This is a genomic window from Aeromicrobium alkaliterrae, assembly GCF_039529015.1.
GTDB classification, from domain to species: Bacteria; Actinomycetota; Actinomycetes; order Propionibacteriales; family Nocardioidaceae; genus Aeromicrobium; species Aeromicrobium alkaliterrae.
Genome location: NZ_BAAAME010000004.1, coordinates 275,005 through 288,293 on the forward strand (window position 1 = coordinate 275,005; position 13,289 = coordinate 288,293).

Here is a 13,289-nt window from a genome sequence, read left to right on the forward strand (position 1 = left end):
GACGGGCCAGCAGGTCAGCCGAGGGCGTCGACGATGCCGGCGCGGTAGCGCTGGTACGCGCTCAGCTCGGCCTCGACGGGGGCCACGACGAGCGACCCGCTGACCTCGGCGATCCCGGCGCGCAGCTCGCGGTCGACGCGGGCAGCCTGGCTGCGGGCCACGAACCGCGACGCGATCCGCGAGCCCAGCGCGAGCACGACACCACCGAGCAGCGCCGCGACACCGATCACGAGCGACAGCGGGTGCCCGTCGGCCGGACCGAAGCCGGACACGACCGGCGACTCCGGCACCCCGAGGTCGACGACCCGCTCGAGCACCCACCACGCCAGACCGCCGACCGTGGCGACCAGCAGGAGCCACTGCAGCAGGCTGATGGCGTGCAGCCATCCCGCGCCGCGCAGGCCGAGCCGGGTCGAGGCCACGGCCTCCTCGATCGCGTCGGAGACGCCGGTGCCCTCGGTGGCCGACTCCGCCGACCGCCGCACCGACTCGCGCCAGGGCCGCTCGAGGCCGACCGACGCCTTCTCCACGAACACGCGGACCGAGGTCTCGACCGCCGAGCGCTGCGGGCGCACGGAGTCGGGCAGGCTGGTGCGCTCCAGCTCGCGCTCGTCGAGGTCGAGGCCGAGCTCGTCGAGCGGATCCTTCCGAAGCCCACCGATCCACCGCGTGAGCGGCCACCCGGTCATGCGCACCGCGCGACGCCGGCTCGAGGCACCGACCGCCGCGGCGAGCTGCGCGCCGCCGACGGAGTCGAACAGGGCCCGGTCGAGCTCGTCGCGATCGGCCTCGGTGATGCCGGGCACGTTGCCCCGCCCACCGACGGCAGCGATCTGCTCGGCCGCGGCGGAGACGTCGGCCGCCAGGCGGTCCTTGGCCGAGGCGCGCGCGCGGATGCGGGTCACGAGCTCGCGCTTCAGGTCGTCGATGCCGTCGCCCCGCGTGGCCGAGACACCGATGACGGGCACGTCGGCCATGCCGCCGGCCGAGACGATGCGCCGCACGTCCTCGACGGCACGCGTGCGCTGCTCGTAGGGGATGCGGTCGATCTGGTTGAGCACGACGAGCGAGACGTCGTTGTAGGAAGCCATGGGCCGCAGGTAGCGGTCGTGGATCGCGGCGTCGGCGTACTTCTGCGGGTCGAGCACCCACACGATCAGGTCGGCGTACTGCACGAGCCGGTCCATCTCGACGTGGTGCGAGACCTCGGTGGAGTCGTGGTCGGGCAGGTCGAGCAGCACGAGGCCGTCGAGCTTGGTGTCGTCGTCGGACCGGTCGAGCATGCTCATGCGCGAGACCTGGTGGCGCGGGGGGATGCCCATCCACTCCAGCAGGCCCTGGGCGCCGTCCGGGCCCCACGCGCACGCCAGCGCCCACGAGGTGGTGGGGCGGCGCAGGCCGACACCGGCCAGGTCGAGGTCGGTCAGCGCGTTGAACAGGGACGACTTGCCCGAGCCCGTGGCACCCGCGAGGGCGACGATCGTGTGCTCGCCGGACAGGCGCAGACGCTCGACGGCGCGGCCCGACAGCTGGTCGGCCGTCGACAGCACCGACTGCGGCAGGCGTCCGTGCCCGGCGGTCGCGGCGGCCACGAGGCCGTCGACCCGGCGCCCGATGTCGCCGATGTCGTCGCGGTACACCGGCGTGGGGCTGTCGCTGAACTCGCTCATGTCTCTCGTCCCCCCTGTCCGGTCGAGTGGGTGCCGCGGATGACGCGGGTCTCCAGGTCGTCGAGGTGGCGGGCGTACTCCGCCCGGCGGGCCGCGTCGCGCAGGCCCTGCTGCGTCTCGCGCACCACGGCGGGGTCGGGCGACAGCACGGCGAAGCGGTCGCGCTCCTCCCGCACCAGCCCGTCGACCTGGCGGTCGAGGTCCGACCGCGCCTCCTCGGCCAGGACCGTGACGACCTCGGGCGACAGCACCGCGTCGAGCACCCGGCCACTGATGCGGCCCGCGTCGGTGCCACCGCCGCCCAGCGCCGTGATCATGAGCGAGACGGCCAGACCCGGGACGCCGATGGCCAGCACGTCGGTCGAGAGGCGACGGTCGGCGACCGCGAGACGCAGCTGCTCGACGACCCGCTGCTGCCAGTCGCGGGCGACGCGCTCGGCTCGGGCCCGCAGGTCGCGCGGCGCCCGGTCGAGCCCGGGTCGTGCGGCGACGATCGCGTCACCGGCGGGCGAGGCCGCCCACCGCGTGACGACGCCGTTGGCGGCCGACTCGACGTGGTCGACGAGCAGCACCGCGAGGTCGTGCTCGATCGCCGCGGCGACGTCGTCGGCCTTGGAACGCTTGCCGGTGACACCGTCGACCAGGCGCTCACGGATGCGGCCGACCTTGCCCTCGACCGACTTGAGCATCTCGCCCGTGCCCACGAAGCTCTGCCAGCGGACGGCGACGTCACCGCTGACGAGTCCCCCGTCGGCCAGGGCGGACCGCAGGGCCAGACCCGACTGCTCGAAGCTCTCGTCGACCGCGGTCCGCAGCTCGTCGGCGGCCCGGACCTGCAGGTCGAAGGCGTCCGCCAGGTCGTGGCTGCGGAGCACGTTGTGCCGGACCGCGCCGTCGAGCGTGGAGCGGACGATCAGGGCACGGGTCTCCTCGTTGCTGGCCAGGTCGTGCAGCCAGTCGACGATGGGGGCGACGGTGTCGGCCGGCAGCAGGCCGTCGGTGTCGACGGGGGTCTCCGGCACGGTGAACAGGGGCGAGTCGGACAGGCCGCGCGAGGTCATCATGCGGGCCAGGTGGCCGCGGACCTCGGCGACGCCCTCGCGTGACGTGCGATCGAGCACGACGGCGACCGAGGTGCTGCGCTCCGAGGCCTGGCGCAGGTAGTCCCACGGGACCTGGTCGGCGTACCGAGCAGCGGACGTGACGAACAGCCAGAGGTCGGCCGCCGCGAGCAGCTGGGCGGCGAGCTCGCGGTTGCCCTCGTCGATCGAGTCGACGTCGGGGGCGTCCAGGATCGACAGGCCGCGCGGGACCCGCGTGCTGGCGCGCAGCCGGAGCCCGTAGGTCGTGTTGCCCGGCAGGTCGGTGCGCGGGAGGTCCGGAAGGATGCGGTCGGCCTGGAACCAGGCGCCGTCGTCGGGGTGGTGGGTCAGGACCGGCGAGCGGGTCGTGGGGCGCAGCACGCCGGACTCGGTGACGACCTCACCGACGATCGAGTTGACCAGCGTGGACTTGCCGGCGCCGGTCGAGCCGCCGACGACCACGAGCACCGGCGCGTCCATCTGGACCAGGCGCGGGAGCACGTAGTCGGAGAGCTGGTCGGCGATGGCAGCACGGAGTCGGCGCGCTTCCTCGGCGTCGTCGGTCTCGAGCGGGACGTCCGCGTAGCGGATGCGGTCGAGCAGCGCACTCAGCGCACCGAGGAGCTCGCCCGGGGCGTCTACGCCGGCCACGACCACTCCTCTCACGTCTCATGCGTCACACGGTTCGTCGAAAGCCTAGTGGACGAGGGTCGCACGGTGGTCCGACGACTGCGTCACGACCACGGGCCGGACGGAACTCCGGGGGCCACGTAGGCCGGGTGCACGGGTGGAAGCGGCGGGCGCGGCAGCGGGGTGAGCGGCGGCGGGAGCACGAGTCGCGGGCGCAGCTCGTCCATCTCGGCCCGTACTGCGAGCGTGTGCTCGACGCCGCGGTGCAGGGGCCGCCGCAGCATGACGGCGTCGTGCGAGAAGGCCAGGTCGGTCGTCAGGCGCTGGTAGCGGCGCAGGGCGCGGACCGCCTCGGGGCCCCCGTTGTCCCGGGCGTGTCGCCGGGCCTGCGAGCGGTAGCCGAACCAGGTGAGCCAGGGCAGCTCGGTCGGATCGATCCAGCCGCGCTGGGCCAGGTAGGAGAGTGAGCGGCGCAGCACGACGGACTCGCGCTGCCGCAGCATCACCGCCAGCACCAGGAATCCGGCGAAGACGAGCATGAGCGCCAGGTAGAACAGGATGAAGCCCAGGGGGCCGACGTAGCTGATCGATCCGTTCCACAGGCCGTGCATGAGCATGCTGCCCGCCCAGCCGAGGATCACGATCGGGACTCGCGCCCACCAGGAGCGCGTCAGCACCGCGAAGCCGAGCGCCAGGCCCAGCGCCGACGTGAACAGGGGGTGCGCGAAGGGGCTCACGAGCCCGCGGATCGCGAAGGTCGCGGTCGCCCCTTGCGCGCCGCTGACGCCGAGCTCGGGACCGCCGAGGTAGCTCACGGAGTAGTAGAGGACGTTCTCGACGAACGCGAAGCCCAGGCCGACGACGCCCGCGTAGAACAACCCGTCCAGCAGCCCGCCGAGGACGCGGCGGGCCCGCAGGAAGGTCGCGAGCAGAAACAGGCCCTTGCCGGTCTCCTCCACGAACGGCGCCACGAACGTCGCGGTCGCGGAGTCCGTGAGGTCGAACGTGTCGGCCAGCAGGTCGTTGAAGATCAGCGCGATGCCCACCGCACCGACGGCGCCCCAGAGAAACGCCGAGACGACGTAGCGACGCGGTTCGGGGTCGTAGCGGTCGATCCACCAGTAGAACAGGCCCACCAGGGGCAGCGGCAGCAGACCGAGGCCGATGCCGAGCGCGATCGCCTGGGCCGAGTCGGCCCGGATCCCCAGGTAGACGATGAGTCCCACGCCGCCGATGGCCAGCAGGACGTTCCCGATCACGAGCGCGAGGCGACCCCGCTGCTTCCACGGGTCGCCCGCGGGCGGCACGGGAGCGGCAGGGGCGGGCCCGGAGGGTGGGAGCACGACGTCCGGGGTCACGTCACGCATCGTAGGGGACGCGGGCCACTACGCTGGTCCGGCAAGCGCCCGTAGCTCAGAGGACAGAGCAGGAGCCTTCTAATCTCCCGGTCGCAGGTTCGACTCCTGCCGGGCGCGCCACAGCCACCCAGGTCAGAGGACAGAGCAGGAGCCTTTCCTCATCTCCCGGTCGCAGGTTCGACTCCTGCCGGGCGCGCCACAGCCCCTCCCCTTGGCGGATTCCCACGAGACCGTCGGAAGTTTCCTGGGTGAACCAGGAATCCTGCATCGAGCGCACGAAGTTTCGTACGCTCGACGCAGGAAACGAGCGGTCTCGTGGGAAACCGCGGCGGGCGTCAGGAGCTGAAGAGCTCGAGCGCCTGAGCGGCGTCGGCCGCGACGAAGAAGCCGACGAGGCCGAAGACCCAGCCCGTCATCTCCTCGGCCTGGCGCGTCAGCCAGCCGTCGAGCCGTCGCAGCGGCGCCTCGACCGCGCCCGAGGCCGCGGCGCGCGCCACGGCCAGCAGCAGCGCCGGCACGATCATGACGACGGCGTAGCCACCGACGATCCCGACCTGGGCCCCGAGGGCGAGGTCGGAGGCCGCCAGGATCCCGATCGCCGCCAGGTACGGCAGCATCGTCGGCACCTCCACCGCGACAGCGATCGTCGCCGTGCCCGCGATGGAGCGCCCCGCGCCGTCGCCGTCGCGCAGGCGGTCGCGCCAGACCAGCGCCCGCCCGGCGAACCGGCCGACGACCGCCGAGCTGAAGGACGACGCGAGCAGCGCGATGCCCACGGCGAGCTGCACCCACCGCAGGGCGTCGAGGTCGCCGACCCCCGAGAGCGCTCGGGTGAGTGACTCCCCCACCAGCAGGAGCACGACCCCGATCGCCGCGTACATCGCCGCGACGGTCACGAGGAACGTCAGCAGCGGCCGCCAGGCCACGGGGCCCGGGCGCAGCAGCCAGACCAGGGGGATGACGAGCGTGCCGATGCTGGTGGAGTCGACCAAGGCCAACCCCACCAGCACCGCGAGCGTCGTCACCCCCATGACGGCTGCGCCTCAGATCGAGACGATCAGCCCGCGGGGGTCGTGGCCGTGGGCGCGTCGGTCGGCGCGGTGGCCGGGTCGGTCGTGGCCGGGGCCGGCTCGCCGCGCTTCTCGGCGACGGCAGCCTGGATCTGCTCGATCAGGGTGCCGTTGTCGGTGACCTTCTCGTCCTCGATGAAGATCGTGGGCGTACCGGTCACGCCGCGCTCGCCGCCGGCCTCCTTGGCGTTATCGATGCGCTTGAAGTACGTGTGGTCGGTGATGCAGGCCTCGACCCCCGTGAACCCGAGCGACTCGGCCGCGGCGACGAGCTCGTCGTCCTCCGGGCCCGGGTTCCCCTCGGTGGGCTGGTTGGCGTAGAGGTAGTCGTGGAAGGTCTTGTACGCCGCCGCGTCGTACTCCTCGTACACGCAGATCGCCGCGTTGGTCGAACGCTTGGAGTACTCGTTCGGGCTGCCGCCGCGATCGTCGAGGAACGAGAACGGGTGGTACTTGATCGTAATGTCCCCGGCGGCCACGAGCGCCTGGAGCTGCTCGCCGAAGGCCGACTCGAGCGCCTGGCACGCGGGGCACTGGAAGTCCTCGTACATCTCGACCACGACCGGCTCGTAGTCGTCGGTCGCGGCCGGCGCGCCGGCGTCCTCAGGCGTGTAGTTGACGCTGAACGCCTGCGGGCCGTTGCCGCTGCTGATCGTGCTGACGCCGTAGGCGGCCAGGCCCACGAGGACGATCACGACGGCGATGATCGTGCCGGTGATGACGCTGCGCTGGCGCTTGGCGGCCTTCTCCCGCTCCTTGCGCATCTGCTCGGCGCGTTCGGCGCGCTTCTTGCGATCGTTGCTCACGAGTCATACCTCTCGGGGTCATGCCAGGGGGCATCAGGTGCGGGCCGGGTTGATCCACAACTTCCGACGATCGTAACGACTGGGCACCCACCACAAGTTCCCCCGTCGCTCCGGCGGTTCGATCGACGTCAGAGCCGCCGCGTAGGGTGAGCGTCCGTGAACGACTCATTGGTGTGGATCGACTGCGAGATGACCGGGCTCTCCCTGGAGTCCGACGCCCTCATCGAGGTCGCGGTGCTCGTGACCGACTTCGACCTGCAGGTCAAGGGCGAGGGCATCGACCTGGTCATCAAGCCTCCGCAGGCTGCGCTCGAGCAGATGAACGAGGTCGTCACGACGATGCACACCAGCTCAGGTCTGCTGGACGAGCTCGACGCGGGACTGTCCCTGGACGACGCGCACGCGCAGGTCCTCGAGTACGTCCGCGGATTCGTGCCGGAGCCGGGCAAGGCGCCCCTCGCGGGCAACACCGTCGGCACCGACCGCGCCTTCCTGGCCCGCGACATGGCCGAGCTCGAGCAGCACCTGCACTACCGCATCATCGACGTCTCCAGCATCAAGGAGCTGTCCCGCCGCTGGTTCCCGCGTGCCTACTTCGCGGCGCCCTCCAAGGCCGGCAACCACCGCGCCCTGGCCGACATCGCCGAGAGCATCGAGGAGCTGCGCTACTACCGCCGCGCGGTCTTCACGCCCGACCCGGGCCTCGACTCCGACGCCGCCCGCGCCATCGCCGCCGAGGTGGGCGGCTCGGTGACCAGCACGCTCTGAGCCTGCGCTATGCTCTACCTCGCCGTTCCGGGTCCAGCCCGGGGCGCGTGGTGGGCGTAGCTCAGTTGGTAGAGCCCCGGCTTGTGGTGCCGGTGGTCGCGGGTTCAAGTCCCGTCGTCCACCCCACGGAGACGGTCCCGGCGTGTGTCGCCGGGGCCGTCTCGTCATTTCTGCTCGCCTCGCCGTTTCTCGCCGCGTCGGTAGCGTGGAGACCATGAGCTCGCACCCGCAGAAGCAGGCCAGCAAGACCGCCAAGATCCTCTACCGCCCCTGGGGTCTGGTGGCCAGCATCCTGGGCGGGCTGATCGCGAGCAAGGTCTTCCACCAGGTGTGGAAGCGCGTGGACCCGCAGGGCACGGACGACCCGCCCACGCCACTGCAGTCGGAGTACCGCCTGCGCAAGATCCTGATCGCGGCGCTGGCGCAGGGCGCGATCTACGCGGTGGTCAAGGCCGCCATCGACCGCGGCGGCGCCCGACTCTTCGAGAAGTGGACCGGGGAGTGGCCCGGCGACTGACGCGCCCGTGGCTCACCGCGCGCTGTCGTCGAGGTGTGCCAGCAGGTCGACCGCGGCCTTGGTGTAGTCGCTGATCCACCGGTCGTGGATGCGCTTGATCGGCAACGGCGCGAGTGCGAGGTGGCGCTCGCGACCGATCTTGCGGCCGGTGACCAGCTCGGCCGCCTCGAGGACCCGCAGGTGCTGCAGCACGGTCGTGCGGTCGAGGTCGGGCAGGGTCGCGCAGAGGGACCCGGTCGTGTGCGACCCGGTCCGCAGCACGTCGAGCATGCGTCGGCGAGCGGGCGACGCCAGGGCCTTGAAGACCCGGTCGTCGTCCGAGGTCTTGTCCTCACCGCTAGACATGTTGTAAGAATACAACATGATCTCTGACTCGCCCCGCCTCGACACGCTGTCCTTCACCGTCTCCGGCCACGTCGCCCGGCCCTGCGCCGAGGTCTACGAGGCGATCGCCGACCCCGAGCAGCTGTCGCAGTACTTCACCACCGGAGGGGCTCGAGGGCGCCTCGAGCCGGGAACCGACGTCACGTGGGACTTCGCCGACTTCCCCGGCCGCTTCCCCGTGACCGTGGTCGAGGCGGATGCGCCCCGCCGTCTCGTGATCCAGTGGGACGGCACGGCGACGACCGACGACGTCGGGTGGACGCGCACGACCTTCGAGCTCGAGCCCGTCGACGGCGACACCCGGACGCTCGTCACGATCACGGAGACCGGCTGGCAGGTCACGCCCGACGGCGCCACGAACGCCTTCGGCAACTGCCAGGGCTGGACCGGCATGCTCGCAGCCCTGAAGGTCTGGGTCGAGCACGGCATCAACCTGCGTGAGGGCTTCTACCGGTAGGACGGCGGCTGGGGTGCCCCCTTCGAGGCTCGTTCCTCGCACCTCAGGGGGCGGTCATCACTCCGGGCCCTGAGGTGCGAGCGAGGAACGAGCGAGCCTCGAAGGGCGTGCCGTCACCAACGCGTGGCTGGGGTGCCCCCTTCGAGGCTCGTTCCTCGCACCTCAGGGGGCGGTCCAACGCGGCGTCAGTACCAGCTGGCGGTGAGGTCCTTGCCGAGCCAGGCCTCGATGAGCCAGCTCGAGATCGACACACCACTCGGCGGCAGCAGCAGCGTGCCCGCCTCGCCGTAGCGGACGAGCTCCTCGCGGGTGACCCAGGCGGCCTCGGCGATCTCGTCGCGGTCGACCGTGATCGTCGCCTCGGTGGCCTTGCCGAAGAAGCCGAGCATCAGGCTGGCGGGGAACGGCCACGGCTGGCTCGCGCCGTACGTGACCTCACCGACCGTCACGCCCACCTCCTCACGCACCTCGCGCCGCACGGCGTCCTCGAGCGACTCCCCCGGCTCGACGAAGCCGGCCAGCGTCGAGAACCGGCCCTCGGGCCAGGCGGGGTTGCGGCCCAGGAGGGCGCGGTCCTGGTCATCGGTGATGAGCATGATGACGGCCGGGTCGGTGCGGGGGAAGTGGCTGGCCCCGCACTCGGGACAGTGGCGCAGGTGCCCCGACTGCTGGACCTCGGTGCGGGCCCCGCAGCGCGGGCAGAACGGGGTGGCGGCCAGCCAGCGCGCGATCGCGACGGCGTGGACCGCGAGCGAGAGCTCGTCGGGGTCGAGCTGCGGTGCCAGCAGGCGGACGCTCGTGGGGTTGAGCTCGGGGGCGACCCGGCCCTCGACCACGACGGCGGCATGGCGCCGACCGCCCTGCTCGCCCAGCCACACCCACTCGCCCTCCGGCGCCTCGGCGGCGGGCAGCCAGGCGAGGCCTGGACCGTCGACCGTCCCGACGTGCTCGCCACCGAGCACCATGACGCGGACGTCGTCGAGGTCGCGACTGTCGGCTCGGAGATGGGCGGAACGGTCGTGACGGGCACCGTCGAACGCGAATCGGCTCACCTCGTCAGGCTAGACCTGCGCGTCGAGCCTCCTAGGCTGGGGCGGTGAGCACGCCGCGCCTGACCCGCGCCGAGCTGGGGTCGTACGCCGGCCGCACCATCCCTGACCTGCTGCCCGACCCGCTCCGCCTGCTGGTCGTCGGCATCAACCCGGGCCTGGTCAGCGCCGCGACCGGCCTGCACTTCGCGCGACCCGGCAACCGCTTCTACCCCGCGTTGCAGGCGGCCGGCATCATCGCCTCCGTGACGGCCGAGGAGGCCCAGCCCGAGCTGCTGGCCGCCGGCGTCGGCATCACCAACCTCGTCGCCCGTGCGTCGGCACGCGCTGACGAGCTGGACGACGACGAGGTGCGCGCCGGGCGATCCCGCCTCGAGCAGCTCGTGGCGCAGCGTCGACCTCAAGTCGTGGCCGTCGCCGGCATCACGTCCTACCGGACCGCGTTCGACGAGCGTCGTGCCGTTCCGGGGCGACAGCCCCGCGACCTGGGCGACGCTCAGCTCTGGGTCGTGCCGAACCCGAGCGGGCTCAATGCCCACGAGACGGTCGCATCGCTGGCCGCGGCGTACGCGGAGCCGGCCCGCGCCGCGGGCGTGCTGACCTGAGTCAGCGCTCACCCGCGAGGAGGCGCTCGAGGGCGTCACGGCCGGGCAGGTCGTCGTAGGTGACGGTCTCGCCGAGGCGCACGTAGTGGAACGACCCGAGCACCCGTGCGGGGTCGACGCCGTGCTGCTCGGCCCAGGCCAGGCGGTAGACCGCCAGCTGGAGCGGGTCGGCGCTCTTCGTGCGGTTGGTCTTCCAGTCGACGATCTCGAACCCCTCGGTGCCGTCGGGCAGTGTCGCGGGGAAGACGGCGTCGATGCGGCCGATGAGGCGCTGGGCTCCGAGCTGGATCGAGAACGCCTCCTCGATCGAGGTGGGGGCCCGTTGGGCGAAGGGGCCGGCCTCGAAGGACCGCTGCAGCTCGGTCAGCTCGACGTCGTCGGCGACGTCGGTGCCCGAACCCGGGAGGTCGGAGGGATCGACGAGGGGCAGCTGGGCGTACGGCGCGAAGTGGTCCTCGACCCAGGCGTGGAAGGCCGTGCCGAAGCGTGCCGCTGACGAGGGACGGCGCGGCATGGGACGGGCGAGGTCACGCACGAAGGCCGCCTCGTCGCCGACCAGCGAGAGGGTCTGCGTGGCTGACAGGGTCGACGGCAGGGTCACCTCGACGACCGTGCTCTCGGCCCGCTCGGCCTGGGCGAGCACGAGCTCGAGCTCCTCGGCGAGCTCGGCGTGCGACGCGTGGACCTCGACCGGCTCGGCGGAGTCGAGCGCCGCCCGGACCTCGGCCGCGAACGCCCGCCGCCGCTCCATGCCGACCACGGCGTGCGGCCACGCGAACGCCACGTCGTCGACCAGCGGGTTGGTCTCGTCCGGCGACACCTCGGGCGCCCAGACCAGCGGCTCGCCGCCGCGCTCGGCGAGCCAGACCGCGGCGTCGGCCAGGAACGGCGAGGGGTCGCGCGGGCGCTTCTGCGTGCGGCCCCAGCGGTGGCCGCTGAGGTGGAGCCGCGACTTGGCGCGGGTCAGGGCGACGTAGGCGAGTCGCACCTCCTCGAGGTACGACTCGCGCAGCGTCGCGGCCCGGTACTCCTTGTCGCCCGCGGTGGTGAAGTCGTCGAGGTCGGCTAGCGTCTCGCCGTCGCCGCGCAGCGCCGTGGGCAGCGCGGAGGCCACCGACGTCCAACGGCTGCGAGCCGTGCGCGAGGGGAAGACGCCGTCGGCCAGGAACGGGACGAAGACCTCGTCGTACTCGAGCCCCTTGGCCTTGTGCACCGTGAGGACCTTGACGGAGTTGGCCTGCGACGGGGTGCTGACGTCGAGGCCGTCGGCGTGCTCGCGCTCGGCCGAGAGGTAGGCCATGAGCCCGCCGAGCGAGGCGTGCGGGTCGTTCGCGGCATAGCCGGCGACCGCCTCGTGCAGCAGCGAGAGAGTGTCGGTGCCGATGCCGGCGACGTCGAGCTCGACGTCGAGCTGCAGCTCGCGCACGACCCGGTGCACCAGGTCGGTCAGGGGCTCGTGGACCGATCGGCGCAACCGCGCCAGGAAGGCGGCCACGTCGGCGAACCGATGCCGCGCCTCCGCGGAGTAGGGCCCGCCCCCGAGGTCGGCGACGGCCTCGGCGAGCGAGACGACCTCGGTGGGGTCGACGCCCGTGGTGGCACGGTCGAGGTCGGCGGCCAGGACGGCGTCGAGGTCGCCGGCGTCCGGGTCGTCACCCGTGTGATGGGACTCGGCCAGACGACGCGCGCGGCGCCCCAGCAGCGCCAGGTCGCGGTCGCCGACCCGCCACCGCGGCCCCGCCAGGAGCCGGAGCATCGAGGGGTTGGCGGTCATGTCGTCCAGCACCTCGAGGACCGACACGACGTCGAGCACCTCGGGCTGGGCGAGCAGGCCGGTCAGGCCGACGATCTCGACCGGCACGTCGCGCGAGCGCAGTGCCTGGACGATCTCGGCGTTCTCGTTCTTGGTGCGGACCAGGACGCCGATCTCGTTCCAGACCGGTGGGTCGTGACGACGACCGGCCTCGACCACGGCGTCGGCGACCGCCTCGACCTCGTCGAGCACGGTCGCGTGCAGCGACAGGGTGACCTCGCCCTCGGGGTTGCCGGGCGCGGCCTCCAGCGGCCGCACGACGGCCGACTCGGCGTAGAACTCGCGGGCGACGTGGCCCGCGAGGTCGATGATGCGGTGGCCGCACCGCCGGCTGACCGCCAGGCTGAACGGCTCGGCGCGCACCACACCCGCAGGGGTGAACTGCTCGATGAACCCCTCGAGGTTGCCCGTGGCGGCGCCCCGCCAGCCGTAGATGCCCTGCGCCGGGTCGCCCACGGCCGTGACCCGACCCTGGAACAGCGCCGCGAGCAGGTCGCGCTGGGCGACCGACGTGTCCTGGTACTCGTCGAGGAGGACGACGTCGAACCGCTCCCCCAGCTCGGCGGCGACCTCCGGCAGCTGGGCCAGGCGCGTGCCCCAGGCCATCTGGTCGGAGAAGTCCATGACCCCTGCGTCGGCCTTGGCGGCGCGGTACCGCTCGACGAGGTGGCTCAGCTCGGTGCGCTTGAGCGCGGTGCCGGCGATCTCGGTGTGCATCTTGAGGACCTTGGGCTGGCTCTGCATCTCGAGCACGACGTCGCGGTCGAACGCGCGCAGCTGCTCCGGCTCGACGAGGTGCTCGGACAGCTGGCCGTCGAGCGCGAGGACGTCGGCGACCAGGCTCGGCAGGTGCGTCGAGACGTGCTGCAGCGGCTCGTCGACCGCGCGCAGCATGCGGACGACGAGCTGGTGGCGACGGGCGTCGGTGAGCACCTCGAGGTCGGGCTCGAGGCCCAGGCGCAGGCCGTGCTCGGCGATCAGGCGGCCCGCGAACGCGTGGTAGGTCGAGACCGTGGGCTCGCCGTCGTGCTCGAGGTCGGGCACCCGCCGCAGCGACTCCCGCACCCGCCCGGCGAGCTC

The 13,289-nt window shown here is 72.4% G+C and carries 12 protein-coding genes and 2 tRNA genes; 6 read left to right on the forward strand and 8 right to left on the reverse strand.

Annotated elements, in window-relative coordinates; genetic code table 11:
* Nucleotides 1-14: 14 nt before the first annotated feature.
* From ABD127_RS09290 to ABD127_RS09300, 3 genes are all read right to left on the reverse strand, one after another.
* A complete protein-coding gene (locus ABD127_RS09290; RefSeq protein ID WP_344200365.1) occupies nucleotides 15-1,670 on the reverse strand; it encodes a GTPase family protein in 1,656 nt (551 codons plus the stop codon).
* Nucleotides 1,667-3,403 carry a GTPase family protein gene (locus tag ABD127_RS09295; protein ID WP_344200368.1) on the reverse strand — a complete coding sequence of 579 codons (1,737 nt, stop codon included), beginning with the start codon at nucleotides 3,401-3,403 and terminating at the stop codon, nucleotides 1,667-1,669. The genes ABD127_RS09290 and ABD127_RS09295 overlap by 4 nt, the downstream gene beginning before the upstream one ends.
* An 83-nt stretch (nucleotides 3,404-3,486) precedes the next feature.
* Nucleotides 3,487-4,740, reverse strand: a complete 1,254-nt coding sequence (locus ABD127_RS09300; protein ID WP_344200370.1) for a PrsW family intramembrane metalloprotease — start codon at nucleotides 4,738-4,740, stop codon at nucleotides 3,487-3,489.
* Between the two features lie 44 nt (nucleotides 4,741-4,784).
* Here ABD127_RS09300 and ABD127_RS09305 point away from each other — a divergent pair.
* Nucleotides 4,785-4,860: transfer RNA gene (locus ABD127_RS09305), tRNA-Arg, on the forward strand.
* A 215-nt stretch (nucleotides 4,861-5,075) separates the two neighbouring features.
* Here the strand turns inward: ABD127_RS09305 and ABD127_RS09310 are convergent.
* A complete protein-coding gene (locus ABD127_RS09310; RefSeq protein WP_344200373.1) occupies nucleotides 5,076-5,771 on the reverse strand; it encodes a GAP family protein in 696 nt (231 codons plus the stop codon).
* A 26-nt stretch (nucleotides 5,772-5,797) separates the two neighbouring features.
* Nucleotides 5,798-6,616, reverse strand: a complete 819-nt coding sequence (locus tag ABD127_RS09315; RefSeq protein ID WP_344200376.1) for a DsbA family protein — start codon at nucleotides 6,614-6,616, stop codon at nucleotides 5,798-5,800.
* 156 nt (nucleotides 6,617-6,772) lie between these two features.
* On the opposite strand from ABD127_RS09315, the gene orn reads away from it, so the two are divergent.
* The 3 genes from orn (at nucleotide 6,773) to ABD127_RS09330 (ending at nucleotide 7,901) form a co-directional block, all read left to right on the forward strand.
* The gene (gene orn / locus ABD127_RS09320) at nucleotides 6,773-7,384 is read left to right on the forward strand and encodes an oligoribonuclease (protein WP_344200379.1); all 612 of its coding nucleotides are present in this window, start codon (nucleotides 6,773-6,775) and stop codon (nucleotides 7,382-7,384) included.
* 50 nt (nucleotides 7,385-7,434) lie between these two features.
* A tRNA-His gene (locus tag ABD127_RS09325) sits at nucleotides 7,435-7,510 on the forward strand.
* Between the two features lie 88 nt (nucleotides 7,511-7,598).
* Nucleotides 7,599-7,901 (forward strand): DUF4235 domain-containing protein, encoded by a 303-nt coding sequence (locus tag ABD127_RS09330; RefSeq protein WP_344200381.1) that lies wholly within the window; start codon nucleotides 7,599-7,601, stop codon nucleotides 7,899-7,901.
* A gap of 12 nt (nucleotides 7,902-7,913) precedes the next feature.
* On the opposite strand, the gene ABD127_RS09335 is transcribed toward ABD127_RS09330, so the two are convergent.
* Nucleotides 7,914-8,246 (reverse strand): ArsR/SmtB family transcription factor, encoded by a 333-nt coding sequence (locus ABD127_RS09335; RefSeq protein WP_344200384.1) that lies wholly within the window; start codon nucleotides 8,244-8,246, stop codon nucleotides 7,914-7,916.
* Between the two features lie 16 nt (nucleotides 8,247-8,262).
* Between ABD127_RS09335 and ABD127_RS09340 the strand changes: the two genes are divergently transcribed.
* Nucleotides 8,263-8,742: an SRPBCC domain-containing protein gene (locus ABD127_RS09340; RefSeq protein WP_344200387.1), complete on the forward strand. Its 480-nt coding sequence runs from the start codon at nucleotides 8,263-8,265 to the stop codon at nucleotides 8,740-8,742.
* Between the two features lie 185 nt (nucleotides 8,743-8,927).
* Here ABD127_RS09340 and nudC read toward each other — a convergent pair whose 3' ends face one another.
* On the reverse strand, nucleotides 8,928-9,794 hold the full coding sequence (nudC, locus tag ABD127_RS09345; RefSeq protein WP_344200391.1) for an NAD(+) diphosphatase: 867 nt from the start codon (nucleotides 9,792-9,794) through the stop codon (nucleotides 8,928-8,930).
* A 44-nt stretch (nucleotides 9,795-9,838) separates the two neighbouring features.
* Between nudC and ABD127_RS09350 the strand changes: the two genes are divergently transcribed.
* Nucleotides 9,839-10,396, forward strand: a complete 558-nt coding sequence (locus ABD127_RS09350) for a mismatch-specific DNA-glycosylase (RefSeq protein ID WP_344200394.1) — start codon at nucleotides 9,839-9,841, stop codon at nucleotides 10,394-10,396.
* A gap of 1 nt (nucleotide 10,397) precedes the next feature.
* On the opposite strand, the gene ABD127_RS09355 is transcribed toward ABD127_RS09350, so the two are convergent.
* Nucleotides 10,398-13,289 (reverse strand): ATP-dependent helicase (locus tag ABD127_RS09355; protein ID WP_344200397.1); only part of this gene is annotated, 2,892 nt, incomplete at its 5' end.